The sequence below is a fragment of the Phenylobacterium sp. genome, from assembly GCF_030679875.1.
Classification (GTDB): Bacteria; Pseudomonadota; Alphaproteobacteria; order Caulobacterales; family Caulobacteraceae; genus Phenylobacterium.
Window position 1 is genome coordinate 259,459 of the sequence record NZ_JAUXSP010000019.1, and the last position, 24,094, is coordinate 283,552.

The following is a 24,094-nucleotide window of genomic DNA, read 5'->3' on the forward strand; positions in this document are numbered from 1 at the left end:
CTGCAACCAGACGTTGGCGACCTTCACATTTCCATGCCAAGCTCCGCCTTAGGGGAAGGGGAGTTTTCAGGTCATGCCGGAATCTATGGTCGCGCCAGAGGCGGCGGGGACGTCGTTGCGCCTGGAGCAGAGGGCGAAGCTCTCGTCCTATCTCGGGCTCAGCCTGAAGAACGGGTTTCTCAACCTTCTGACGCTGACGCTCTACCGGTTCTGGGGCAAGACCGAGGTTCGCAGACGCATCTGGTCTTCGACCTATCTCAATGACGAGGCGTTCGAATATACCGGGCGCGGCATGGAGCTGTTCATCGGCTTCCTGATCGCCACCGGCCTGACCCTGGTGTTCCTGCTCTTTGTCTTCGGTATCCAGTTCCTGGGGCCCTTCGCCGTCCTGCTGATCCTCCCCCTGTATGTCGGGCTGATCGGTCTGATCGGTTTTGCGATCTATGCGGCCTTTCGCTACCTGGCCAGCCGCACCGCCTGGCGCGGGGTGAGATTCCATCTGGCCGGCTCAGCCGCCAGCTATGGCTTGAAGTATTTCGGCCTGATGATCCTGACCGGCGTCACCCTGGGTTGGGCCTGGCCGTTCGTCGAACGCAAGCTCGCCGAGCCGCTCTGGGCCAATCTTCGCTTCGGCGACCGCCCCTTCCGGTTCAGCCTCGTCGCCGCCCGCAAGGAGAATGTCTACGGCGCCTTCACCCTGATGTGGCTGGGCGGCATCGTAGGTTACGCCGTCTTGGCGAGCCTCTTCATGGGCGTGGCCATGCAGCCTGACTTCGATCCTGAGGGGGACCCTGCTGCCTTCTTCGCCATCTACGCCGTGGCGCTTCTATTCGGCCTTCTCTTCCTGCTGATCAGCCTGCCCTACCGGGCGGCTATGATGCGATCAGTGGCCCGCGGCATTCAGTTCGAAGGGGTGAAGGTCCGCCTGAAGATCGGCGCGTTGGCCGTCGGCTGGCTGTACCTTGGCAACTTCCTGCTGGTCATAATCTCCCTCGGCTTTCTCATGCCCCTGGTGCAGGCGCGATCGGCCAGGTTCATCCTCAACCGCCTGGTCCTGGAGGGCCAGGTGGACTTTGACGCCATCCACCAGTCGGCGGAGTCTGGTCCCCGACAGGGCGAAGGCCTCGCCGACGCCTTCGGCCTTTCGATCATCTGAGCATGCGCGCCCGCGCCCATGATGGTGAGACCGCCGCGGTCCATGAGGTTGAGGTGGAGGTCTCCAGCTGGGCGATCAGCTTTCGCCTGGGAGGCGAAGCCCAGCTCTGGCGCATGTCGGAGGTCGAGGTCGAGTCCCTGGGCGATCAGGTCCGCCTGAGACGCCGCGGCCAGGCTGCGCGCCTGACGGTGGCCGCCGAGGACTGGCGCGCTGCGGTGGCCGGCGACGCCGCGCCCGTAGAGCGTCGCCATAGACGGCGGGAGCGGCGTCTGGTCATCGGTCTGTTCATCGCCGCCGCCGCCATTCTGCTGTTCGTCTTCGTCGGCGTGCCCCTGGCCTCGGGTCCCCTGGCGAGAATGACTCCCCCGGCCCTGGAGGAGAGTCTGGGCGACACCTATGCCGCCCAACTCAGCATCGCCTTTCCTCCCTGCGCCGGACAGGAGGGCCAGGATGTCCTCCACGCGTTCGGCGATCGCCTCGAAGACGGCATGGACAGCCCGTTCAACATCATGGTCGAGGCGGTGGAGGCGCCCATGGTCAACGCCTTCGCCCTGCCGGGCGGGCGCGTCCTGATCACCGGCGACCTCATCGCCGAGGTCGAGACCCCTGACGAACTGGCGGCCGTCATCGCGCACGAGGCCGCCCATGTGGAACAGCGCCATGTCATGCAGGCGGTCTGGCGTTCCCTTGGTCTTGGCCTGATCCTTGACGCCGTGGTCGGCGGCGGCACAGGCGCTGGCCAGCAGGCGGTGCTGTTGGCGGGATCGGTGACGGAACTCCGCTACAGTCGGGACGCCGAGGCTGAGGCTGATGTGCGCGGGCAGGAAATCCTGCAGTCGCTGGGCTATTCCTCAGAAGGCATGGGCCCCTTCTTCCGCCGCCTGGCGGGTGAGGAGCAGCGCGGCGAGCCCGCGGCGGGCGTGATGGAATTTCTGTCGACCCACCCCGACAGCCTGCGCCGCGCGGAGGCCAGCAATCTACGCGCCCGGCCCGGCGCCCCGGCGTTTTCGCCCGACGACTGGCGAAAGATCAAAGCCGCCTGCGATGACCAGCCGCGCCGCCCTAGTTCGGACTAGCCGGGCGCGTGAGCTGCACAGCCCCCCTTTCCAGGCGCCATCGCCCGCGTCCATAAAGTCGCATGGACGCAGAGCTTCGCATCGAGACGGTCCCGTTCCGTGATCCCCGCTACGCCCCGCGGCGGCTGGAGATTGAGCGGCGGGCGGACGGGACCCTGGTCCTGGCCAACCCCACGCCGTTTTCCCACGAGTTCCAGACCGCCCTGGACGCCCTGGACCATTGGCGGACCGCCGCGCCAGACCGGGTCTGGCTGGCTGAACGGGCGGGCGAGGGCTGGCGCGCCCTGACCTATGGCGAGGCCTGGCATGCGGTGACTCACCTGGCCGGCGGGCTGGTCGCCCGGGGACTGACGGGTCCCAGGCCGATCCTGATCCTGGCGCATAACGGCATCGACCATGCGCTCCTGATGTATGCGGCCATGAGTCAGGGGACGCCGGTGGCGCCGGTCTCGCCCCAGTATGGGCTGGCGGGGGCGAACCTGTCGCGGCTGACTCACGCCTGCGAAGTGCTGAAGCCGGCGGCGGTGTTCACCGAGGACGCCGAGCGCTTCGCCACCGGCCTGTCGGCCGAGATCCTGGCGGGCCTGCCGGTCGTGGCCGCGCATAATGCCCATGCGGGCCACATCGCCTTGGCCGAACTCTATGGAGCGCCGACCTCGCCCGTCGCACGGGCCGACCACCATGCCAAGTATCTGCTGACCTCCGGCTCCACCGGCCTGCCCAAGGCGGTGATCATCACCCAGCAGGCGCTCGCCCTGAACTCCGCCCAGATCACCGCCGGCTTCGAGGACGCCGAGCCGCCGGTGATGGTCAATTCCGCCCCCTGGAGCCACAGCCTGGGGGCCAATTCGATCCTGCACATGTGCGCCACCCGCGGCGGCACGCTTTACATCGACGCCGGACAGCCCACGGCCGCGCGGTTCGCCGAGACGGTGCGCAATCTGCGGGAGATCGCGCCCACCTATCACAACATGGTCCCGGCCGGCTGGATGCTGCTGGTGGACGAACTGGAGAAGGACGAGGCGCTCGCCCGCACCTTCTTCTCGCGATTACGCCTGATGCAGTACGGCGGCGCCAGCCTCGGCCAGGACATCAGCGACCGCATCCAGGCCGTCGCCGTGCGAACGGTGGGCGAGAAGATCAGCTTCGCCAGCGGCTATGGCGCCACCGAGACCGGCCCCACCGCCTGCAACGTCCACTGGCCCAACGACCGTATGGGTCTGATCGGCCTGCCCATCCCCGGCACGGCGGTGAAGCTGGTCCCCGTGGCCGGCAAGATGGAGTTCCGGGTCAAGGGACCACAGGTCAGTCCCGGCTATCTCGGTCGGCCGGAGCTTTCGGCCCAGGCCTTCGACGAGGACGGCTTCTATATCCTGGGGGACGCCGCGCGGCTGGTGGACCTGGAGGCGCCGGAGCAAGGCCTGGCCTTCGACGGACGTATCTCGGAGAATTTCAAGCTGGCCAGCGGCACCTTTGTCGCCGTGGGCGAGGTGCGGATCGCGGCCCTGTCGGCGGTGGGCGGGACGGTCACCGACGCGGTGGTCTGCGGCGAGGGCCAGGCGGGGCTGGGCCTCATGTTCTATCCCGACCCCCGCAGACCGCGGGCCGAGGTCGAAGCCGCTGTCCAGGCGGGGTTGGTGGCCTACAACGCCAAGACCCGGGGTGGTGGTCGAATCCCCCGGGCGCTTGTCCTGCCCGACGGCCCCGACGGCGCCTCGGGCGAGATCACCGACAAGGGCTATATCGCCCAGGCCCTGGCCCGCACCCTTCGCGCGGAGGCGCTAAGCCGCCTGTTCGCTGATCCTCCACCCCCTGAAGTGATGGTGTTTGACTGATGAATGGCGCCGACGCCCTGATCGAGACCCTGTTGGCCAATGAGGTCGACGCCTGTTTCGCCAATCCCGGCACGAGCGAGATGCAGTTTGTCGCCGCCCTGGACCGGCGACCGACCATGCGTCCGGTGCTCTGCCTGTTCGAAGGGGTGGCCACCGGGGCCGCCGATGGCTTTGGCCGCATGGCTGACCGCCCGGCCTGCACCCTGCTGCACCTGGGCCCCGGCTACGGCAACGGCCTGGCCAACCTGCACAATGCGCGCCGCGCCTACACGCCCCTGGTCAATGTGATCGGCGACCACGCCACCTATCACCGCCAGTATGACGCGCCCTTGAACTCCGACATCCCGACGCTGGTGGGACCCAACTCCCTGTGGGTGAAGTCAGCGGACCGGGCCGACGATGTGGCCGCCATCACCGCCGAGGCGATCGCCGCCAGCTACGGCCCTCCGGGCGGACCGGTCAGCCTGATCCTGCCGGCCGATTCCGCCTGGACCGAAACCCAGGCCGGTGCGGTAAAGGCGCGCAAGCCGCAGAGGGCCGCGCCATCAGCGGACGCCGTCGAGGCCGCGGCGCGGGCGGTCCGCGCAGCGCAGAAACCCGTGATCCTCATCGGCGGTCAGGCCTGTCGCGCTGAGGCCATGGTCCAGGCCGCCCGGCTGGCGGCCCACGGGGTTCGGGTGCTGGCTGACACCTTTGTCGCCAGGCAGGCTCGAGGCGCCGGCGCTTTCCAGCCTGGCCGGATGCAGTACTTTGGCGAGGCGGCTCTGGCGGACCTGGAGGGGACCGATCTGATGCTGCTGGCCGGTACGACCCAGCCGGTGGCCTTCTTCGCCTATCCCGACCGTCCAAGCCTGCTGGTCCCGGAGGGCTGCGCCCTGATGACCCTGGCCACCCGCGCCGAGGACGCCGCGGCGGGCCTGCGCGCCCTGGCCGACGCCCTGGGCGCCCCGGCCTCTGGCCCGGTGCAGCCGCTCAAGCGGCCGGAGGGCGCGCCCACGGGGCCGATGACCCCCCAGGCGGCCGGAGTCTCCATCGCCCGTCACCTGCCCGAAGGCGCCATTATCTGCGACGACTCGGTGACATCTGGCGGCGGCGTGGCCAGCCAGACCGGCACGGCGGCGCCCCATGAGGTGCTGTCGCTCACCGGCGGGGCGATCGGCCAGGCCATTCCGCTGTCCATTGGCGCGGCTGTCGCCTGCCCTGATCGGAAAGTCCTGTCGCTGAACGGCGACGGGGCGGCGATGTATACGGTCCAGGGGTTGTGGACGATCGCGCGGGAGAACCTGGACGTCACGGTCGTGGTCTTCGCCAACCACGCCTATCGGATCCTGGGGATCGAGCTTGGCCGCACCGGCGCGGGCGAGGCGGGGCCGTCTGCGGCCAAGCTGCTGGACCTGGGCGATCCGCGGATCGACTGGGTGTCCATGGCCAAGGCCATGGGTCTTCCCGCAGTGCGCTGCGAGACCGCCGAATCCTTCGAGACCACCTTCGCCTCAGCCATGCGTCAGACCGGCCCGATGTTCATTGAGGCGGCCATCGCCTGATCGGTCCGATCTTCGGCCAAAGCAAAGGGCCCGCGGCTTGCGCCGCGGGCCCTTCTTCGTGCTGTCTGATCCGAGGGATCAGGTGTTGCCCGGCAGCTTGCAGCCGCCGGCGATGCCCTTGGCGAAAGCGCAGCCCATGGCTTCCACCGAATTGATCGGGTTCTGCTTGTACTCGATCATGTAGCCGGCCAGGCCGTCGGAGCAGGCGACCTCGATATAGGCCGAGCCGTCGGCGGTCTTGCCCACCAGGCGCTGGCCCGAAACCGTGCAGCTGTCGCGGCCGTGCTTCTTCAGGTCGGCGGTGAGAGCGGCATAGGCGCTGTTCTCGGGGTTCAGGCCGCAGCGGTAGCCGACGATCGGGGCGTAGGCGCAGTTGTATATGGCGCTCTTGGTGGCTTCGAAGACGCCAACGCCGCCGGGCTTGCCGCCCTGGCAGACCAGCTCGACCACGTCCTTGCCGCCGGACGCCGGGAAGACCGCATACTTCTCGACATCGCAGTCGAAGCCCGCGGCCTTGGACAGGCGGGTATAGAGGGCGGCCTGTTCGGTGGCCGCTTCACGGGCGTCGGTCAGGGTGCAGCCGCCCAGGATGCCCAGCGCACGGGCGCAGTCCCAGGATTCCGCCAGCTGGCCGGTGTTGGCCACCTTGTAGATGTAGCCCTTGCCGTCTTCGCAGGCGGCTTCGAAATAGTTGGAGCCGTCGGTGGTGGCCCCGACAAAGCGGCGCTCCTTGACGGCGCAGCTCTTGGCGTCGGCGGTCGCCATCTGGTCCACGACCCGCAGGCGCGAGGCGGCGTCGCCCAGCTCGCAACGGATGTTGGTCTCGGTCTGGTCGTAGACGAGGCAGTTGGTGGCGTCGACCTTGGTGTCGGCGGTGGCCGGATAGCCGGTGTTCAGGATGTAGCCCGAGACGCCGTCCTCGCACGCCACTTCAAAGAAGGTGTTGGTGGCCGAACGGCCGATGGCGCGGCTGTTGACGATGGGGCAGGTCACCCCGTCCTTGGCGGCCAGCTTGGCCAGCTCAGCCTGCGGGTTCTGGTTGCCGGGCAGTTGGCAGGCCAGGGCCGACGGCTTGCCATCGGGGGTCGGGGCCGCAGCCTCGATGCAGCTATAGAGGTTGGTCGCGCCGCCGGCCACGGCCTCAATGACGAAGCCCATACCCTCCTGGCAGTCGACTTCGTAGTAGGAGGTCGAGGTCTTGGCCCGGCGGTCTTCGTTCTTGCCGACGAAACGGGCGTCGACGACCTGACAGTTCAGACCTGCGGCCTGCGCCACGGCGGGGGCCTCGGCCATGCCCTGGGTGCGGGCCTTTTCGGTGACGCCGGCGTCGCGGGACTGCGACATGACTGCGGCCGGCGCCAGGGCGACCAGGGCCAGGGCTGCGGCGAGCCCGATTGTCTTGCGCCTCATGATAAGCTCATCTCCTGGGGGTGGTTCCTCTGCGCGGAGATAAGCCTCCGCGAACCATTGGGGTCAAGGTCGTGTCTTTTGACGACCGAACTGTGGCGCCGCTACGGACGGCTGAGTGACGAGCGCCGCAAGCAAGCTTTCGCCTGGCTTTTGGCCTGGATCCACCATCGGATATGGAAGATGAACGACGGCTGACGGGGACGCGCACTGTTGCGGCGCGTCGTTGGTCCTCAATCGGATCAGCGGGAAGAAGGCCGTCGACGGTGGCGGCGTCCGGGCCTAGAATTTACGAAGTAAGATCAATTGGGAGGACCGACATGAGCCAGCATGTCATCGCCGAGACGTCCGACGGGGTCCTGACCCTGACCTTGAATCGTCCGGAAAAGAAGAACGCGCTCACCCGGGACATGTACCAGGCCCTGGGCGACGCCATCGACGGCGCAGAGTTCGACAAGGACGTGCGCTGCGTCCTGTTCCAGGCCGAGGGCGACATGTTCACCGCCGGCAACGACCTGTCTGACTTCGCCGCGGTGAACGCTGGCGAGGCGCCGGCCAATGAGGCCCGTCGCGGCGGCAATCCGCTGCTGGCCGCGCTCGCCCGGGCCAAGACTCCCCTGGTGGCCGCGGTCAATGGCCGCGCCGTCGGCGTCGGCGTGACCATGCTGCTGCACTGCGACCTGGTCTATCTGAGCGAGGATTCGGTGTTGACCACCCCGTTCGTGAACCTGGCCCTGGTGCCGGAGGCCGCTTCCAGCCTGACCCTGCCCGACCGCATCGGCCATGCGCGGGCCTTTTCCATGTTCGTGCTGGGCGAGGCGGTGGACGCCCAGAAGGCGCTGGCCTGGGGCATCGCCAATGAGGTCCTGCCCCGCTCGGAGCTGCGCGCCCGGGCCCGGGCCGCGGCGCTCGCCGTCGCCGCCCGGCCGCCGGCCGCCGTCACCATCACCAAGGCCCTGATGCGCGATCCCGTCGCCCTGGCCGAACGGATGGACCGGGAGGGCCGTCACTTCTCCGACCAGCTCAAGTCGCCGGAGGCCAAGGAAGCCTTCTCGGCCTTCGCCGAAAAGCGCGCGCCCGACTTCGCCAAGGTCGGCGGCCGGTGAGGTTCGGCGCCTTTACCCCCGCCCGCATCGTCGCCGGCGAGCATGACCTGAACGGCCGCAACATCATCGTCACTGGCGGGGCCAGCGGCATCGGCCTGGAGACCGCCCGGGCCCTGGCCGGGGCTGGGGCCGACGTCATGCTGGCGGTCCGCGACCGTTCGGCCGGCGAGCGGGCGGCGGTGCAGATCAATGAGAGCATCGGCGCCGACAAGGTGGTGGCCGGCACGCTCGACCTGTCCAGCCTGTCCTCGGTCAGCTCCTTCGTCGACGCCTGGGGGGATGAGCCCCTGGACGTGCTGATCAACAACGCCGGGGTCATGGCCTGCCCGCTGGAATACACGTCCGACGATCTGGAGATGCAGATCGGGGTCAATCACTTCGGCCATTTCCTGCTGAGCATCGGCCTGGCGCGGGCGCTGATGAACGCCGCTGACGAGGACCGCGCCGCCCGTGTGGTCACCCTGTCCTCCATCGGCCACCGCCGCAGCCCGATCCATTTCGACGACATCCACTATCGCAACCGCCCCTACGACAAGTGGGAGGCCTATGGTCAGTCGAAGACCGCCAACGCCCTGTTCGCACTGGCCTTCGATGAGCGCTTCGCCGAGCACGGCATCAACGCCAACGCCGTCATGCCCGGGGGCATCATGACCCCGCTGCAGCGCCATCTCTCCCAGGAAGAGATGGCGGCCATGGGTTGGCTGGACGAGGACGGCAAGCCGGTCGAGGGCTTCAAGACCCCCGAACAGGGGGCGTCCACCAGTGTCTGGGCCGCCGTGGCCGATGAACTGGAAGGAGAGGGCGGCCTCTATCTGGAGGACTGCTCCGTCGCCATGCCCTGGACCAAGGACAAGCCCAACCATGGCGTGATGGACCACGCCCAGGATCCCGAAGCCGCCGAACGGCTGTGGATCCTCACAGAAGAAACCGTGGGAGCGACCCTATGAGCCTGCAAGGCAAGACCCTGTTCGTCACCGGCGCCAGCCGCGGCATCGGCCTGGCCATCGCGCTCCGCGCCGCCCGCGACGGCGCCAATGTGGCCATCGCCGCCAAGACCGCCGAGGCCCACAAGCACCTGCCCGGCACCATCTATTCCGCCGCCGAGGAGATCGAGAAGGCCGGCGGCAAGGCCCTGCCGCTGATCGTCGATGTCCGCGACGAGGCCAATGTGATGGACGCGGTGGAACAGGCCGCGGCGAAGTTCGGCGGCATCGACATCTGCGTGAACAACGCCTCGGCCATCCAGCTGACCGGCACGCTTGCGACCGACATGAAGCGCTATGACCTGATGAACCAGGTCAATGCGCGCGGGACCTATCTGACCTCCAAGGCCTGCCTCCCGCACCTGAAGCGGGCCGCCAATCCTCACGTCCTGATGCTGTCGCCGCCGCTGGACATGAACCCCCGCTGGTTCAAGGGTCATGTGGCCTACACCATGGCCAAGTTCGGCATGAGCATGTGCGTTCTGGGCATGGCCGAGGAGTTCCGCGAGGACGGGGTGGCCTTCAACGCGCTGTGGCCCCGGACCGGCATCGCCACGGCCGCCATCCAGTTCGCCCTGGCCGGCGAGGACGGCATGAAGAGCTGCCGCACCACCGACATCATGGCTGATGCGGCCTACGCCATCTTCAACAAGCGCTCGCGAGACTTCACTGGCAACTTCCTGATCGACGACACCTTCCTCTATGGCGAGGGCGAGCGGGACTTCGACAAGTACCGGGTCGATCCCACCGCCCCCCTGATGCCGGACTTCTTCGTGCCGGAAGACTCCGTTCCGCCGCCGGGCGTCAAGATCGGCTAGGGCGAGACCCATGAGCGCCCCGCCGGTCACGGTGCTGCAGGCGACCCCGGAGGAGGAAGCCGCCATCCGCGCGGCCGTGCGGGCGGTGAACGACCGGGTGCTGGCCGGACCGGAGCATGTGGAGGGTCTGCTGGCCCTCTTCCTCGACCCCCGGGTGTCCGAGCCGATCTACGACCTGCCCCGGCCCTTCACACGGGCCTCGGTGGCCGCATGGGTGGAGGAGGGCCGGGCGGCCCATGAGCGGGGGGAGTGCATCCTGTCGGTGACCCTGGATGATGCGGGCGAGGTGGCCGGCTATGCCCGCATCACCGTCTGGCCCGACCGGTCCTCGGCCGAGATCGCCGGCGCTGCGCGGGCCGACCGCCAGAACGCCGGCCGAGGGCGCGGCGGGGTGTCCAATGCAGCGGCCTTCATGTTCGAGACCCTGGGCGTGCGCCTGATCGGCCTGACCGCGGCGCTGGACAATGTCCGCTCCATCGCCGCCATCGATGGCGCGGGCTTCGTCCGTAGGGGCGAGCGGGAGACGGTGCGCCCCGATGGGACTGTCCGGCGGAGCGTCTATTGGGAGCTGACGCGAGAGGCTTGGCGCGCTGGACCACCTTAGACTGGACGGCGATTTGAGCGTCCATGCGTCGCCAACCGGTGCGCCCCAGGGTCAACACGAAGGTGCGGCCCGCAAATTGCGTAGAGCATCCTCAGGAAGGCCCGCACACTAGACCGTTACAGCGCCCAAGCTTGGCCGTGAGCGGTTGCTTCGAAGCCATTGCCACGGCGCGGGCGCCTTTCTACTGATACGCAGCAGCCTAATTCCTCGAGCAATGATTCCGTCAGCATGCCACAGTCAGTCGGGTTGGATAGGGAACGACTTGGCCGAATCGTCGAGGAAGCCGCGAGCGAGGTCTATGTTTTTTCAGCCGACGACTTTCGCTTCAGGCTTGTCAACAAGGGCGCGCGGGAAAATCTCGGATACAGTCTTGATGAGCTCGCCGGCCTGACCCCCTGGGATCTGAAGCCCCATCTGAGTCGCGAAGACTTCCTCGATCTCGTTAAACCTCTGCAGGACGGTCGAGTTGACCGCGTTGATTTCGAGACGGTTCACCGGCGGAAGAACGGCACGGAATATGACGTCTCCGTCAAATTACAGCTCTTCGATGAGGGTGATGACGCCGTCTACTATGCGTCCGTCCAAGATGTGACAGAGGCCCGGAACCTCGAATCTGAGCTGAGACGAACAGCCAGACGCTTTGACAGCATTTTGGGCAACACAACCATGGCCGTGTTCCTCATGGATGAGCAGCAGCACTGTGTATTCATGAACAAGGCGGCAGAGCAGCTCACAGGCTACGCTTTCGATGAGACGAGAGGGCGTCCGCTGCACGACGTCATCCATCACACCTATCCTGATGGTTCACATTTCCCGATTTCGGAGTGCGCCATCGATCGCGCCTTTCCGGAGAAGTCCGGAACGCAAGGGGAGGAGATTTTCGTCCATAAGGACGGCTCATTCTATCCTGTCGCCTTCACCGCGAGCCCGATCCGCGACGACGAGGCGAAGGTGGTCGGGACCGTCATCGAGGCCCGTGACATCAGCGAGGATAAGCGCAACGAAAAGGCGCGCAGACTTCTGATGCACGAGGTGGACCATCGGGCGCGCAACGTCCTGTCCATTGTCCTGTCCCTCACGCGTTTCACGAGCGCCGACGATCTGGAGACCTACAAGGACATCCTGGCCGGGCGCATCAGCGCGCTGGCGCGGGCTCAGTCCTCCCTCGCCAGCCGCCGGTGGGAAGGCGGGCGGCTGGAAGATGTGGTCCGGGAGGAATTGGAGGCCCTTTGCCCTAAGGACAGCGTGGTCATAGAAGGCCCTGAGGTTAACCTCGCCCCTCAGCAGGTTCAGCCTATCAGCATGCTGCTCCACGAGTTGGCGACCAACGCCAACAAGTACGGGGCCTGCAGCCGCAACGGCGGGCGGGTGTCGGTGACCTGGACGCTGGACGGGCCTCAGGTGAGGCTTCAGTGGCGGGAGGCGGGCGGCCCGTCGGTGGCGGCGCCCACGCGAGAAGGTTTCGGATCCTCCCTCAAGGCCAATGTGGTGCGCCAGCTCAATGGCGAGATTTCGCGCCACTGGGAGCCGACGGGCCTGGTCGTCGACGTCACCTTCCCCCTTTAAGGTCTAGGTCGCATCCAGCCTCCGGAGGCTCACCTGTCATCCGTCACCCTCGGGCTTGACCCGAGGTCCATGCACACCCTGCTGGCCGCGGTGTTCATGGGGTCAGATCAAGTCCGACCATGACGTGGAGAGAGTCGTGCGTCCCCACTTCCAAACCTCGCCTTTGGGCTCAGCCGCTGACATGCAGGATTTGGCTCAGGCACAAACCCACGCCAACGAAAAGGCCCCGGCTCTTTCGAACCGGGGCCTCGTCGTTTGGTCTAGGTCGACCGGCTAACGCTTAGGAACCGGCCTTGGCCGGCGCCGCGGCGCCCTGGCTGGCGAGCGGCGGGCGCGAGAGCGGGAAGAACTTGTCGCTCATGGCCGGCATGGCTTCGGACAGGATGGTGTCGACGCTCCAGCCCTCTTCCTTGGTCTGGGTCGAGATCGGGCGGGGCTGCGAGTAGAGGATGATGTTCTCGCCCGAGGCGCCGAACACCTGGCCCGAGATGTGGGCGGCGGACGGCGAGACGAGCGCCACCGACAGGCGGGCCGGCTGGTCGGCGCGGATGGCCTGGGCCATGACTTCGCGGCGCTTGGCGGCGGCTTCGTCCTTGATCGGCACCGACTGGGTCATGCGGGTCCAGGCGACGGGCGCCAGGCAGTTGGAGCGGACGTTATTGCGTTCGCCCTCCATGGCGATGATCCGCGACAGGCCGGCGATCCCCATCTTGGCCGCGCCGTAATTGGCCTGGCCGATATTGCCCAACAGCCCCGAGGTCGAGGTGAAGAACATGTAGGCGCCGTCGTTCTGGTTGCGGAACAGCTCAATGGTGGCGCGGGCCACATTGAACGAGCCGCGCATGTGCACGTCGATGACCTTGTCCCAGTCGTCTTCCGACATCTTGTGGAACATCACGTCACGCAGGATCCCGGCCGGATTGATCACCGCATGCAGGCCGCCAAAGGTGTCCATGGCCTGCTCGACCATGCCTTGAACCGCCTTGTAGTTGGTGACGCTCTCGGAGTTGGAGGCCGCTTCGCCGCCGGCGGCGCGGATTTCCTGAGCGACCTGTTCGGCCGGACCGGCGGAACCTTCGTCCTCGCCCTTCAGGCTGCCGCCCAGGTCATTGACCAGAACCTTGGCGCCCTGTTGCGCGGCGATCAGCGCGCACTCCCGGCCAATGCCGTTGCCGCCCCCGGTGACGAGGACAACCTTGCCGTCTAATACGCCCATGGATCTATCTCCCTAAAAGAATATCGCGCGAATTGTTATTCGAGGCGGTCAGCCTTGCGCAAGTCGGGAAAGAGCTTGGCCCAAAGGCCGGTGACGATCAACGTCCCCACCCCACCGACCACGGCGGCCGCCACCACCCCCATGAAGCGGGCGAAGACCCCGGCGCGAAACTCGCCAAGTTCGTTGGAGGCGCCGATGAACAGGGTCGAGACCGCCGCCACCCGGCCGCGCATATTGTCGGGAATGACCAGTTGGATCAGGGTCTGGCGCACATAGACGCTGAGCATGTCCGCCCCGCCGAGGATGGCCAGCGCCGCGACCGACAGCCAGAGCGAGCGCGAGACCCCGAAGATGATGGTCGCCAGGCCAAAGACGGCGACGCCGGCGAACATGGTCACCCCGGCGTTGGAGCGGATTGGCCGGGCCGCCAGGATCAGGGCGATGACCGTGGCGCCGGCGGCAGGCGCGGCGCGCAGCAGGCCAAAGCCCTCCTCGCCCACATGCAGGATGTCCCGGGCGAACACCGGCAGCAGGGCCGTGGCGCCTCCCAGCAGCACGGCGAACAGATCCAGGGATATGGCGCCGAAGACGATCTTCTGGCGCCAGACATAGACTAGGCCTTCCTTGATCAGGGCCAGGCGCGAGCCCGGCTGCAGATCAGGCTTGGTGCGGCCGTTGATGAAGAAGGTCAGGGTCGCGGCGGCGATGTAGAGGCAGAACGCCGTCTCATAGGCGAGCGCCGTCGAGCGGGCGAGCAGCAGGCCGCCAATGGCCGGGCCCACGATCGAGGCCGTCTGCCAGGCCAGCGAGTTCCAGGCGATGGCCCGGGGCAGCAGGCTGCGGGGCACCAGCATGGGGCCCAGCGCCGTGCCGGCCGGCGACATGAAGGCGCGGCCCGCCCCGAACATGGCCGCAACGCACAGCAGCAGGGTCACCGAGGCGAAGCCCTGCCAGGTGGCCACCGCCAGAATGCCGGCGCTGGTCATCTCGATCACGTAGCAGGCCAGCAGGATCTTGCGCCGGTCATAGCGGTCCACCGCCTCGCCGGCCGGCAGGGTCAGGAGGAAGACCGGAATGAAGGTCACCAGGCCGACCATGCCGACCACAAAGGCGGCCTCGGCCACGCTCATGGTCTCCCGGGCCAGCGCATAGATGTGCCAGCCCAGGGCGACGCTCTGGATCTGCACCGCCAGGGAGCCGGCCCAGCGCGAGCCCCAGAACAGCAGGTAGCTCCGCTGGCTCAGCAGGGCGCGGGCGGAGGGAAGCGGCTCGGGGGCGGGGGGCTGCGACATGGGCGGCGAACTTGGCCTGAGCCGCCCCGCCCCGCAACGGCCGTTTCGGGTTTCCATTGACCTGGCGGAGCTTGCGCCTTATCCGCGCGTTTCCGGCGATGAGATCGCCGAGGCCGACTGCGAGGGGCGCCATGCGTGCGCTGCGACGAACCGGGCGCGTGATCCGCGCCCTCTAGAGCCGACTGGACCTGCCAAACGGCGGGCCGGTTTCGTCTGTCCCGCAGCCTGCAAAGTTCATCCATGACCGCCGCCGTCGCCTCCCTCGCGGACTCCGCCCCGAGTCTCGTCCCTGAAATCCGCCCCGAGACGCCCCAGGACCGCGGCGCCATCGAGGCCCTGCTGGACCACGCCTTCGGTCCCGGCCGCTTCGCCAAGGCCTCGGAGCGGGTGCGGGAGTTCGCGCCCCTGCGGCCAGACCTGTCCTTCTGCGCCTGGGAGGCCGGACGCCTGGTGGGCGTGGTGCGTCAGTCCGAGATCGCGGTGGGGGGCCACCGGCTGATCTTTCTCGGCCCCCTGGCGGTGGACACCCGGGCCCGGCGCCTGGGGGCCGGGGCCAAGCTGGTGGAGATCGCCTGCGCGGCGGCCCAGGCGGCCGGCTTTGGCGAGGTGCTGCTGGTGGGCGATCCGTCCTTCTTTGGGCGGCTGGGTTTCTCCGCCCAGGCCACGGGCCAGATCCTCATGCCCGGCCCAATCGATCCCCGCCGCCTGCTGCTCAAGCCGCTTGGCCTGGCGGGCGAGGGCGACGACTTGGTCCTGCAGGGCGCCGTTACGGCGCCTTGAGGCGTCCCGCCCACGCGCCTACCTTCTGGCGATGACAGAGATCGACGCCAAACCCGGCCTGGACGGGGTGATCGCAGCGGCCAAACAGGCGCCGGGGCGCGGGCTGCCGCCGGTTCACCTGTGGAACCCCGCCCATTCCGGCGAGATCGACATCGTCATCGCCGCCGATGGTCGCTGGATTCACGAGGGCGCGACGATCAACCGCGCGCCCCTGGTGCGGCTGTTCTCCACCGTCCTGCGCAAGGACCCGGACGGCTACTGGCTGGTGACGCCGGTGGAGAAGATGAAGATCACCGTCGAGGACGCGCCGTTCATCGCAACTGCTCTGGACGCCGCCCCTGACGGCCCCTCTGACGCCGATGCACGCCCCCGCCTGCGCTTCACCACCAATGTGGGCGATGAGGTCGAGGCCGGGCCAGACCACGCGATCCGGGTCGAGATCGACCCCGCCACCCAGGAGCCCAGGCCCTATCTGCACGTTCGCCGGGGACTGGAGGCCCTGATCAGCCGCCCGGTCTTCTATGAGCTGGTGGAGATGGCGCAGGAGCGGGACGGCATGCTGGGCGTCGAGTCTGGCGGGACCTGGTTTCCCATCGGCCCAGTGGAGGCGCCGGTCTCGTGAGCCCCAATGCGCCCTTTGGCGCCTTGCGCGAGTGGATCACCCAGCGCCTGGACCCCCTGGAAGACCGCGAGCCGGCCGAAGGTCTGGTGGAGTCGGATTTCGGACCGCACAGCGCCGATCTGGCCGATGCGCCTGCGCCCCTGACGCCGGCGGCGGTGCTGGTGGGTCTGGTGGAGCGGGAGCACGGCTATTCGGTCCTGCTCACCCGGCGGGCCGACACCCTGCGTCGCCACACCGGCCAGATCGCCTTTCCCGGCGGCCGCCGGGACCCGGGCGAGACCATCTGGGAGACCGCCCTGCGGGAGACCGAGGAAGAGGTGGGCATTTCCCGCAGCCTGGTGACCCTGGGCGGCCTCTCGACCCCCTATCGCACCGGCACGGGCTTTCTGGTGACGCCGGTGGTGGGCTTCATCGCGTCGGACTTCACCCTGACGCCCAATCCCGCCGAGGTCGCCGACGTGTTCGAAACCCCCTTCGGCTTTCTCATGGATCCGACCAACCATGAGGAGCACGAACGGGAATTCGCGGGCCAGTTGCGCCGCTTCTATGCCATGACCCACGAGAACAGATTCATCTGGGGCGCCACCGCCGGCATGCTCCGATCCCTGTACGACCGGCTATACGGAGGCGCGCTTGCTTAGGGTCATCCTCATCCGCTCAGTGCTGATCGCGCTGCCCTTCATCATCTGGTTCGCCTGGGCCGAGTGGGCCAAGCGCAACGGCCGCCCCATGGGCGCCACCCCCTGGGCCTGGCTGGCCACGGCCTCAGCTGTGCTGTTTGGCCTTTCTCTGATGTTCATGGTCGTGTTCCAATCGGACAACCGCGGCGAGGTCTATGTGCCCGCGGAAGTCACAGAAGGCGGCCGGGTCAGCCCAGGCCGCTTCCAGGAGAAGGAAACGCCGGCCCGATGAGCGAGAGTCTTGGTCCCCGTCCCTGGTTGAGCGCGCCCGCGACAGCTGCGGTGTTTGACGCCCTGGAAGCCAAGGGCGGCCCAGGTTGCGCCCGGGTGGTGGGCGGCGCGGTGCGCAATGCGGTGATCGGCGCGCCCGTGGGCGATATCGACATCGCCACCCAGCTCACCCCCGATGTCGTCACAGAGGCCCTGATGGCGGCGGGGCTGAAGGCCATTCCCACCGGCGTCGATCATGGCACGGTGACAGCGCTGGCCCAGGGCCAGACCTTCGAGATCACCACCCTGCGCCAGGACGTCGAGACGGACGGCCGCCGCGCGGTGGTGGCCTTTACGACGGACTGGGCGCAGGACGCCCAACGTCGGGATTTCACCCTCAACGCCCTCTATGCTGATCGCGATGGGACGCTGCATGACCCCCTGGGAAGCGGCCTGGCCGACGCCAGAGCCCGCCGGGTGGTGTTTGTCGGCGAGGCTCGCACCCGGATCGCCGAGGACTATCTGCGCATCCTGCGCTTCTTCCGCTTCCAGGCCTGGTATGGCCGCGGCGAGGCCGATCCAGACGCCCTGGCCGCCTGTGAGGCCCTGCGCGACACCTTGGCTGACCGGCCAGGGGAGCGGATCTCCAAGGAGCTGCTGAAGCTGCTCGCCGCCGACGATCCGCGAGCCAGCATCCGCCAGATGGCCGCCGCCGGAATCCTCGACGTGATCCTGCCTCCTGTGGGCGACCTCCACGACTTTGAGGCCCTGGTCGAGATTGAGAGCGAGATGCTGTTCGAGTGCGATCCCGTCCTGCGCCTGGCCTGCCTGTTGCCGGCCGACCAGATCGCCGTGGCCCAGGCGGCCGAACGCCTGCGGCTTTCGAACGCCGAGCGGGACCGTCTGGTCGCCGCCAAGGGGCAGGGGCCGCGGATCACCAGCTGGATGAGCCCGCGGGAAGCCCGCCGGGCGGTCTATGCGCTGTCTGCGCCGACCTTCCATGACCGGATCAAGCTCGCCTGGGCCAAGTCAAACCGCACCGCCACGGCCGCCCAGTGGCGGGGCCTGCTGGCCCTCTGCGACAGCTGGGCGCCGCCGCCCTTCCCCCTGACCGGGGACGAGGTGGTCCATGCCGGCGTGCCGAAGGGTCCGATGGTCGGCCAGGTGCTCCGCGAGGTCGAGGACTGGTGGATCGACCACGACTTCCTGGAGGACAAGTTCTCGGCCATCGAGAAGCTCAAGGCCGTGGCCCAGGGCCTGGCCTACTGACCGGCATGAGGCTTGGCATTCTGAAGACGGGCGCGCCGCCAGCTCCGCTGGACGCGCAGTTCGGGAGCTATCCCGACATGTTCCAGAACCTGCTGGGACCCGACGCCTACGACTACGTGATCTTTGATGTGGCGGCGGGTGAAACCCCCGCGCGCCCAGAGACCTGTGACGCCTATCTGGTCACGGGGTCCTCGGTCGGGGTCTATGACCCCGAGCCCTGGATCGCCGACCTGATCGCCTTCCTGCGGGCCGCCCGGGGCAGGGCGGGTCTGGTCGGCGTCTGTTTCGGTCACCAGGTCATGGCTCAGGCCTTCGGTGGTCAGGTCACCAAGTCGCCGAAGGGCTGGGGGATCGGCCTGCATGCCTATGCGCTCCAGGAGAAGGTCCCTGGTCTGGAACAGCGGCAGGCGCTTTCGGCGCCGGCTTCTCACCAGGATCAGGTGGTGAGCCTGCCGCCCGGTGCGCGGGTCCTGGCCTCCAGCGCCTTCACCCCCTTTGGCATGCTGGCCTATGGCGACCAGCCAGCCACCTCTGTCCAGCTTCATCCCGAATTCGAGCCCGCCTACGCCCAGGCGCTGATCGAGGCCCGTCGCGGCAGCCGCTATGAGGATGCGCAGGCCGATCAGGCGCTGGCCAGTTATGCGGCGCCGGACGACCGGGCCGCCCTGGGCGAGTGGATTTCAACCTTTCTCGCAACACTTCCGAGCACCAGGGATTAGGTCTGTCTGGAGCCCGCCAAACAGGGAGCCTCGTTAATGAAGCCCTTTCGTCTGATGATTGTCGTCGCCAGCGCCGCAGCCGCCCTGATGGTGGCGGGGATGGAATCCGAGGCCGCCAATCCAGAGCCGATTTCGCCCGATGTCTTTGTCGCCATGCTCGACGATCTGACCTGAGTCAGGGCGCGCCGTAGCGGATCAGACCTCCGCGGCCGTCCACATGAAGGCGCTCAGCCGCGCACTTTGATCGAGGTACTCGGCCTCAGGGGTCTGATCCTCAAGCCCCTCGAATCCGGGCAGATCCACCACATAGCCGAGGCGCGGCGCCCCGGCCCGGTAGCAGATCAAGGCGTGCGACATATCGTCCTGACCGCGGCCGCAGGATTCGGCGTCGAAACCCAGAGACTGCCAGTCCGAGCCGATCTCTTCGCCGAGCGGACCCACCACCGGTCCGGCCAGCCCGACGATCTTTCCCACCTGCTTGGGGTCGGCGCCGGGGTGCAGTTCAAGCCTCAGACCGTCCGGTCGGCTCACGGTGATGACGCCTGATCCGGAAGGGCCTGCGCGCTGGACCGTCGAATTGGGGAAGTAGTCGCCGACGCTGCGCAGGCTGAACGGCGTGGCGCCGTTGATCTCGCCGGCCCCCGTCTCATTGAAGGTGATCAGGATCGGGCCAACCACCGCCGGGCTCTGGGAGCGCTGGGCCGCCGCCGAGGGCGATGGCCCGGCTGGCTCGGGGGTCTGCGGGCCGCAGGCGGCCAGAAAAAGGCCGACCGCGACAGTACTCAACAGGGCTCGCATGTCGTGACCCTCGCATAGCCAAGCTGGGTAAGGCAAATTTGCCGGGGCGGCCTCAGGGCCAGCTGACCATCGGCGGCATGGACGACAGGATCGAGGTGATGTTGCCGCCAGTCTTCAGCCCGAACATGGTGCCGCGGTCGTAGAGCAGGTTGAACTCCACATAGCGGCCGCGGCGGACCAGCTGCTCCTGCCGGTCGGCCTCGGTCCAGGGGGTGGCCATGCGGCCCCGGGCGATGGCGGGATAGACCTCGGCGAAGGCCCGGCCCACATCCCGGGTGAAGGCGAAGTCCCGCTCCCAGTCCCCGGAATTGTGGTGGTCATAGAAGATGCCGCCGATGCCCCGGGGCTCATTGCGGTGGGGCAGGAAGAAATACTCGTCACAACGGGCCTTGTAGGGGGCGTACCAGGCCGGATCGTGAGCGTCGCAGGCGGCCTTCATGGCGGCGTGAAACCCAATGGCGTCAGGGTTTTCCTGGGTGCGCTGATAGTCCTGGGTCGGCGTCAGGTCGGCGCCGCCGCCGAACCAGCTCTGGCTGGTGGCCAGGAAGCGGGTGTTCATGTGCACGGCCGGCACATGGGGATTGTGCATGTGGGCGATCAGGCTGATGCCCGTGGCGGTGAAGCGGGGGTCCTTGTCCGCGCCGGGCATGGTGGCGGCCATTTCCGGGGTGAAGGTCCCGTGGACAAGACTGATGTGGACGCCGCACTTCTCGAAGAAGCGGCCGCCCTTCATGAAGCCCATCACGCCGCCGCCGCCGGCGGGTCGGTCCCACGGGGTCAGCTCGAAACGGCCTGGCTCGCCGGGATAGAGATCGCCTGGCGCTTCATCCTCGAGCTGCTCGAAGGCGGCGACAATCTGGTCGCGGAGGGAATCAAACCAGGCCCGGGCGCGGGTGTTGCGGTCTTCAAGCGTGGCGGCGAGTTCGGCGGCGTCTGTCATGAGGCAAAGGGCTTAGGGAATCCGTTGGTTTGGCGCAACGCCTCCGAAAGGCCGATGGCCGCCGAAACGGTCAGGTTGAGGGAGCGGGCCTCTGGCGCCAGGGGGATGAGGAGCCTCGCCTGGGCCGCCTCATGCACATCTGCAGGTACGCCGGAGCTCTCCCGGCCAAACAGCAGCGTGTCCCCCGGCTGGAAGGCGAAGCTGTGCAGGGGCTGGGCGGCGCGGGTGGTGAACAGGACCAGACGGCCCGTCTGGCGCTCTGGCGCGGCCATGAAGGCCGCGAAGCTTTCCCGCCTCGTCCACCTGGCCAGACGCCCGTAATCCAGGGCTGCGCGCTTCACCGCCTTATCGGATAGCGGGAATCCACAGGGCTCGATCACCTCGAGATCAATGTCGAGGCAGGCGGCGAGACGAAGAGCCGCGCCGACGTTTTGCGGAATGTCCGGTTGAAAAAGGGCCAAACGCATTCTAAGCGATCCACCGACGGAATTAGCTGGGGCGTGGGACGAATCGCGAGGCTTGTCGCTGCATATGTGCGGCATGGCTAGTGCGACATTTCCCGTGGCCCTGTATGGGTTCCATAGCAGGCTTGGCTCAGGGCTCCTGATCAGGCCGACAGACGGGGCGTCGCGGCATACTTCGTGAGCGTCCGAACGGGCGGCGGTTCCAAGGGGCCGGCGCCAAAACCGAAGGGTAGCTTAAAGGTGGCTGACACCGTCGTGGGCGAAAATCCCGATCCGCATGCCGCGGGCGAAGACCCGAACCGGCGCGACTTCATTCATATCGCCGCAGGCGCTGCGGCCGTGGGCGCGGTGGGCGCGCTGGCCTGGCCGTTCATCGATCAGATGAACCCCTCGGCCGATACGCTGGCCCTGGCCTCGGTTGAGTTCGATCTGTCCAAGGTCGCGCTGGGGCAGCAGGTCACGATCAAGTGGCGCGGCAAGCCCCTGTTCATTCGCAAGCGCACCGAGGCCGAGATCGCCGCGGCGATCGCCGATGACGGCGCCAACCTGCCTGACCCGCAGACCGACGCCGAGCGTCATAAGCCCGGCAAGGCCGAGTGGATGATCCTGATTGGCGCCTGCACCCATCTGGGCTGTGTGCCGACCTTCGCGGGCGGCGACTACGGCGGGTGGTTCTGCCCCTGCCACGGTTCGCACTACGACACGTCAGGCCGGATCCGCAGGGGGCCTGCACCCCTGAACCTGCCGGTGCCGGACTACGAATTCCTTTCCGACACGACGGTCAAGGTGGGCTGACAGCGATGAGCGGACACTCCACTTACGAACCCAAGACTGGCGTCGAGCGCTGGCTCGACACCCGCCTGCCGATCATCCGGCTCGGCTGGGACAGCATTGTCGATTATCCGACGCCCAAGAACCTGAACTACTGGTGGACCTTCGGCGGGATTCTGGCGGTCTGCCTGATGATCCAGATCGTCACCGGCGTCGTGCTGGCCATGCACTATGTGCCGCACATCGACCACGCCTTCGCCTCGGTCGAGCGCATCATGCGCGACGTGAACTATGGCTGGCTGGTGCGCTACATGCACGCCAACGGGGCCTCGATGTTCTTCATCGCGGTCTACATCCACATGTTCCGCGGCCTCTATTACGGGTCTTACAAGGCGCCCCGCGAGGTGCTGTGGATCCTGGGCTGCATCATCTACCTGCTGATGATGGCCACGGCCTTCATGGGCTATGTCCTGCCCTGGGGTCAGATGAGCTTCCACGGCGCGGTGGTCATCACCAACCTGTTCGGCGCTCTGCCGATCGTGGGCGAGGCCATCACCACCTGGCTGTGGGGCGGCTTTGCGGTGGATAACGCCACCCTGAACCGCTTCTTCTCCCTGCACTTCCTGCTGCCGTTCATGATCGCTGGCGTGGTGGGCCTGCACATCTGGGCCCTGCACGTGCCGGGGAACAACAACCCGACCGGCGTGAACGTGAAGTCCAAGGCCGACACGGTGCCCTTCCATCCGTACTATACGGTGAAGGATGGCTTCGCGATCGTGCTGTTCCTGATCCTGTTCGCCACCTTCCTGTTCTACAATCCCAACGCTCTTGGCCACGCCGACAACTACATCCCGGCCAACCCGCTGGTGACGCCGACCCACATCGTGCCCGAATGGTACTTCCTGCCCTTCTACGCGATCCTGCGGGCGGTGCCGGACAAGCTCGGCGGCGTGATCCTGATGTTCGGCGCCATCGCGGTGCTGTTCGTCCTGCCCTGGCTCGACACCTCCAAGGTGCGGTCCATGCGCTATCGGCCGACGGGCAAGCTCTACTTCCTGATCTTCGTCCTGGCCTGCCTGGTGCTCGGCTATTGCGGTGGTCAGCTCCCCGACGACCATGTGATCCCGGGGCTGTCGACCTTCACCCTGATCGACGCCGATCTGAACAGCTTCGTCTGGCTCTCGCGCTTGGCCACGCTCTACTACTTCGGCTATTTCCTGGTGGTCCTGCCGATCCTAGGCCTCACCGAGACGCCGACGGCCCAGCCAGAATCCATCTCTACGCCTGTCCTGTCCCATCCGGCGGGTATGCCGGCCGGCGCAGTCGCTGCGCCTGAAAAGAAGGGTTGAGCCCAGATGCTGCGTAAAGGTATCGCCCTGGCGGCGCTTGGACTGGCCCTGGTGGGCGGCCCGGCGCTCGCCGCGGGGGCCGCTGCGGCCCCCAAGCACGTCGACTTCAGCTTCAAGGGTCCGTTCGGCAAGTTCGACCAGGCCCAGCTGCAGCGCGGCTACAAGGTCTATCGGGAGGTCTGCGCGGCCTGTCATGGCATGGACCTGCTCTCGTTCCGCAACCTTGGCCAAAAGGGCGGACCGTTCTACGTCCCTGGCGTCCAGGAAAACGACAACCCGTACGTGAAGACCATCGCGGCGGAGTACCAGATCAACGACATCGACTCCGAGACCGGTGACGTGATCCAGCGTCCCGGCACCTCGGCCGACGCCTTCCCGAACCCCTATCCCAATGAGGCGGCGGCGCGGGCTGGCAATGGCGGCGCCATGCCGCCGGACCTGTCGGTGATGGCCAAGGCCCGCCACCATGGGGCCGACTACATCTACTCGCTGCTGTCGGGCTATCGCGAGCCGCCGGCCGGCCTGACGGTGACGCCGGGTCAGTACTACAACCCCTATATGGCCGGGGACACGACCCCGTTCTGGAGCGGTGATGGCCATGCGCCGGAGGGTGGCTTCATCGCCATGCCCCCGCAGCTGGCGCCGGACAAGATCACCTTTGACGATGGCACTCCCTCGACCATCGATCAGCAGGCCAAGGACGTGGCCGCATTCCTCTACTGGGCGGCCGAGCCCAAGATGGAAGAACGCAAGGCTTTCGGCTTCGGCGCCATGATCTATCTCGTGATCTTCGCCGGCCTGCTCTATGCGAGCTACCGCCGTATCTGGCGCAACGTCGCCCACTAGGCGATCAGCCAGACCTGACGAAAGACCCGCCGGGGAGACCCGG

Annotated in this window: 25 protein-coding genes; 19 read left to right on the forward strand and 6 right to left on the reverse strand. The window is 67.3% G+C overall.

Annotated elements, in window-relative coordinates; genetic code table 11:
* Positions 1–73: 73 nt before the first annotated feature.
* The 4 genes from Q8K84_RS12385 to Q8K84_RS12400 all read left to right on the forward strand — a co-directional run bounded on the left by Q8K84_RS12385 (position 74) and on the right by Q8K84_RS12400 (position 5,611).
* Positions 74–1,156 carry a YjgN family protein gene (locus tag Q8K84_RS12385; RefSeq protein ID WP_305282965.1) on the forward strand — a complete coding sequence of 361 codons (1,083 nt, stop codon included), beginning with the start codon at positions 74–76 and terminating at the stop codon, positions 1,154–1,156.
* A 2-nt stretch (positions 1,157–1,158) separates the two neighbouring features.
* Entirely contained in the window at positions 1,159–2,232 is a 1,074-nt protein-coding gene (locus Q8K84_RS12390; protein ID WP_305282966.1) for a M48 family metallopeptidase, read from the forward strand.
* A gap of 62 nt (positions 2,233–2,294) precedes the next feature.
* Entirely contained in the window at positions 2,295–4,067 is a 1,773-nt protein-coding gene (locus tag Q8K84_RS12395; RefSeq protein ID WP_305282968.1) for a feruloyl-CoA synthase, read from the forward strand.
* On the forward strand, positions 4,067–5,611 hold the full coding sequence (locus Q8K84_RS12400; RefSeq protein ID WP_305282969.1) for an acetolactate synthase large subunit: 1,545 nt from the start codon (positions 4,067–4,069) through the stop codon (positions 5,609–5,611). The genes Q8K84_RS12395 and Q8K84_RS12400 overlap by 1 nt, the downstream gene beginning before the upstream one ends.
* Before the next feature lie 78 nt (positions 5,612–5,689).
* Here Q8K84_RS12400 and Q8K84_RS12405 read toward each other — a convergent pair whose 3' ends face one another.
* Positions 5,690–7,021, reverse strand: a complete 1,332-nt coding sequence (locus Q8K84_RS12405; RefSeq protein ID WP_305282970.1) for a hypothetical protein — start codon at positions 7,019–7,021, stop codon at positions 5,690–5,692.
* A 317-nt stretch (positions 7,022–7,338) separates the two neighbouring features.
* Here Q8K84_RS12405 and Q8K84_RS12410 point away from each other — a divergent pair, with 317 nt between their 5' ends.
* The 5 genes from Q8K84_RS12410 to Q8K84_RS12430 all read left to right on the forward strand — a co-directional run bounded on the left by Q8K84_RS12410 (position 7,339) and on the right by Q8K84_RS12430 (position 12,095).
* Positions 7,339–8,124 (forward strand): enoyl-CoA hydratase-related protein, encoded by a 786-nt coding sequence (locus Q8K84_RS12410; protein ID WP_305282971.1) that lies wholly within the window; start codon positions 7,339–7,341, stop codon positions 8,122–8,124.
* Positions 8,121–9,071 carry an oxidoreductase gene (locus Q8K84_RS12415; RefSeq protein ID WP_305282972.1) on the forward strand — a complete coding sequence of 317 codons (951 nt, stop codon included), beginning with the start codon at positions 8,121–8,123 and terminating at the stop codon, positions 9,069–9,071. Before Q8K84_RS12410 ends, Q8K84_RS12415 begins: the two co-directional genes overlap by 4 nt.
* On the forward strand, positions 9,068–9,925 hold the full coding sequence (locus Q8K84_RS12420; protein WP_305282973.1) for an NAD(P)-dependent oxidoreductase: 858 nt from the start codon (positions 9,068–9,070) through the stop codon (positions 9,923–9,925). The genes Q8K84_RS12415 and Q8K84_RS12420 overlap by 4 nt, the downstream gene beginning before the upstream one ends.
* 10 nt (positions 9,926–9,935) lie before the next feature.
* Positions 9,936–10,529: a GNAT family N-acetyltransferase gene (locus Q8K84_RS12425; protein ID WP_305282974.1), complete on the forward strand. Its 594-nt coding sequence runs from the start codon at positions 9,936–9,938 to the stop codon at positions 10,527–10,529.
* Positions 10,530–10,757: 228 nt separating this feature from the next.
* A complete protein-coding gene (locus Q8K84_RS12430) occupies positions 10,758–12,095 on the forward strand; it encodes a PAS domain S-box protein (protein ID WP_305282975.1) in 1,338 nt (445 codons plus the stop codon).
* A gap of 280 nt (positions 12,096–12,375) precedes the next feature.
* Here the strand turns inward: Q8K84_RS12430 and Q8K84_RS12435 are convergent, their stop codons facing one another.
* Entirely contained in the window at positions 12,376–13,311 is a 936-nt protein-coding gene (locus Q8K84_RS12435; RefSeq protein WP_305282976.1) for an SDR family NAD(P)-dependent oxidoreductase, read from the reverse strand.
* Positions 13,312–13,346: 35 nt separating this feature from the next.
* Positions 13,347–14,603 (reverse strand): MFS transporter, encoded by a 1,257-nt coding sequence (locus Q8K84_RS12440; protein WP_305282977.1) that lies wholly within the window; start codon positions 14,601–14,603, stop codon positions 13,347–13,349.
* A 240-nt stretch (positions 14,604–14,843) separates the two neighbouring features.
* Here Q8K84_RS12440 and Q8K84_RS12445 point away from each other — a divergent pair, with 240 nt between their 5' ends.
* From Q8K84_RS12445 to Q8K84_RS12475, 7 genes are read left to right on the forward strand one after another with little or no spacing between them, the layout of a single operon-like run.
* Entirely contained in the window at positions 14,844–15,383 is a 540-nt protein-coding gene (locus Q8K84_RS12445) for a GNAT family N-acetyltransferase (protein WP_305282978.1), read from the forward strand.
* A 31-nt stretch (positions 15,384–15,414) separates the two neighbouring features.
* Positions 15,415–16,005, forward strand: coding sequence for a DUF1285 domain-containing protein (locus tag Q8K84_RS12450; protein WP_305282979.1), 591 nt, complete (start codon positions 15,415–15,417; stop codon positions 16,003–16,005).
* Positions 16,002–16,646: a CoA pyrophosphatase gene (locus tag Q8K84_RS12455; protein WP_305282980.1), complete on the forward strand. Its 645-nt coding sequence runs from the start codon at positions 16,002–16,004 to the stop codon at positions 16,644–16,646. Before Q8K84_RS12450 ends, Q8K84_RS12455 begins: the two co-directional genes overlap by 4 nt.
* On the forward strand, positions 16,639–16,917 hold the full coding sequence (locus Q8K84_RS12460; protein ID WP_305282981.1) for a hypothetical protein: 279 nt from the start codon (positions 16,639–16,641) through the stop codon (positions 16,915–16,917). The genes Q8K84_RS12455 and Q8K84_RS12460 overlap by 8 nt, the downstream gene beginning before the upstream one ends.
* Positions 16,914–18,164, forward strand: a complete 1,251-nt coding sequence (locus Q8K84_RS12465) for a CCA tRNA nucleotidyltransferase (RefSeq protein ID WP_305282982.1) — start codon at positions 16,914–16,916, stop codon at positions 18,162–18,164. Before Q8K84_RS12460 ends, Q8K84_RS12465 begins: the two co-directional genes overlap by 4 nt.
* 5 nt (positions 18,165–18,169) lie before the next feature.
* The gene (locus tag Q8K84_RS12470) at positions 18,170–18,883 is read left to right on the forward strand and encodes a type 1 glutamine amidotransferase (RefSeq protein ID WP_305282983.1); all 714 of its coding nucleotides are present in this window, start codon (positions 18,170–18,172) and stop codon (positions 18,881–18,883) included.
* 36 nt (positions 18,884–18,919) lie between these two features.
* Positions 18,920–19,057: a hypothetical protein gene (locus tag Q8K84_RS12475; RefSeq protein WP_305282984.1), complete on the forward strand. Its 138-nt coding sequence runs from the start codon at positions 18,920–18,922 to the stop codon at positions 19,055–19,057.
* A 21-nt stretch (positions 19,058–19,078) separates the two neighbouring features.
* Here the strand turns inward: Q8K84_RS12475 and Q8K84_RS12480 are convergent, their stop codons facing one another.
* The 3 genes from Q8K84_RS12480 to Q8K84_RS12490 are packed head-to-tail and all read right to left on the reverse strand — an operon-like array spanning position 19,079 to position 21,088.
* Positions 19,079–19,681, reverse strand: a complete 603-nt coding sequence (locus tag Q8K84_RS12480) for a hypothetical protein (protein ID WP_305282985.1) — start codon at positions 19,679–19,681, stop codon at positions 19,079–19,081.
* 52 nt (positions 19,682–19,733) lie between these two features.
* The gene (gene hemF, locus Q8K84_RS12485) at positions 19,734–20,621 is read right to left on the reverse strand and encodes an oxygen-dependent coproporphyrinogen oxidase (RefSeq protein WP_305282986.1); all 888 of its coding nucleotides are present in this window, start codon (positions 20,619–20,621) and stop codon (positions 19,734–19,736) included.
* Positions 20,618–21,088 carry a tRNA (cytidine(34)-2'-O)-methyltransferase gene (locus tag Q8K84_RS12490; RefSeq protein WP_305282987.1) on the reverse strand — a complete coding sequence of 157 codons (471 nt, stop codon included), beginning with the start codon at positions 21,086–21,088 and terminating at the stop codon, positions 20,618–20,620. The genes hemF and Q8K84_RS12490 overlap by 4 nt, the downstream gene beginning before the upstream one ends.
* Before the next feature lie 237 nt (positions 21,089–21,325).
* Here Q8K84_RS12490 and petA point away from each other — a divergent pair, with 237 nt between their 5' ends.
* From petA to Q8K84_RS12505, 3 genes are read left to right on the forward strand one after another with little or no spacing between them, the layout of a single operon-like run.
* On the forward strand, positions 21,326–21,880 hold the full coding sequence (petA, locus tag Q8K84_RS12495; RefSeq protein WP_305282988.1) for a ubiquinol-cytochrome c reductase iron-sulfur subunit: 555 nt from the start codon (positions 21,326–21,328) through the stop codon (positions 21,878–21,880).
* A gap of 5 nt (positions 21,881–21,885) precedes the next feature.
* Entirely contained in the window at positions 21,886–23,205 is a 1,320-nt protein-coding gene (locus Q8K84_RS12500; protein ID WP_305282989.1) for a cytochrome b/b6, read from the forward strand.
* 6 nt (positions 23,206–23,211) lie between these two features.
* Positions 23,212–24,051, forward strand: coding sequence for a cytochrome c1 (locus Q8K84_RS12505; RefSeq protein ID WP_305282990.1), 840 nt, complete (start codon positions 23,212–23,214; stop codon positions 24,049–24,051).
* Positions 24,052–24,094 lie beyond the last annotated feature (43 nt).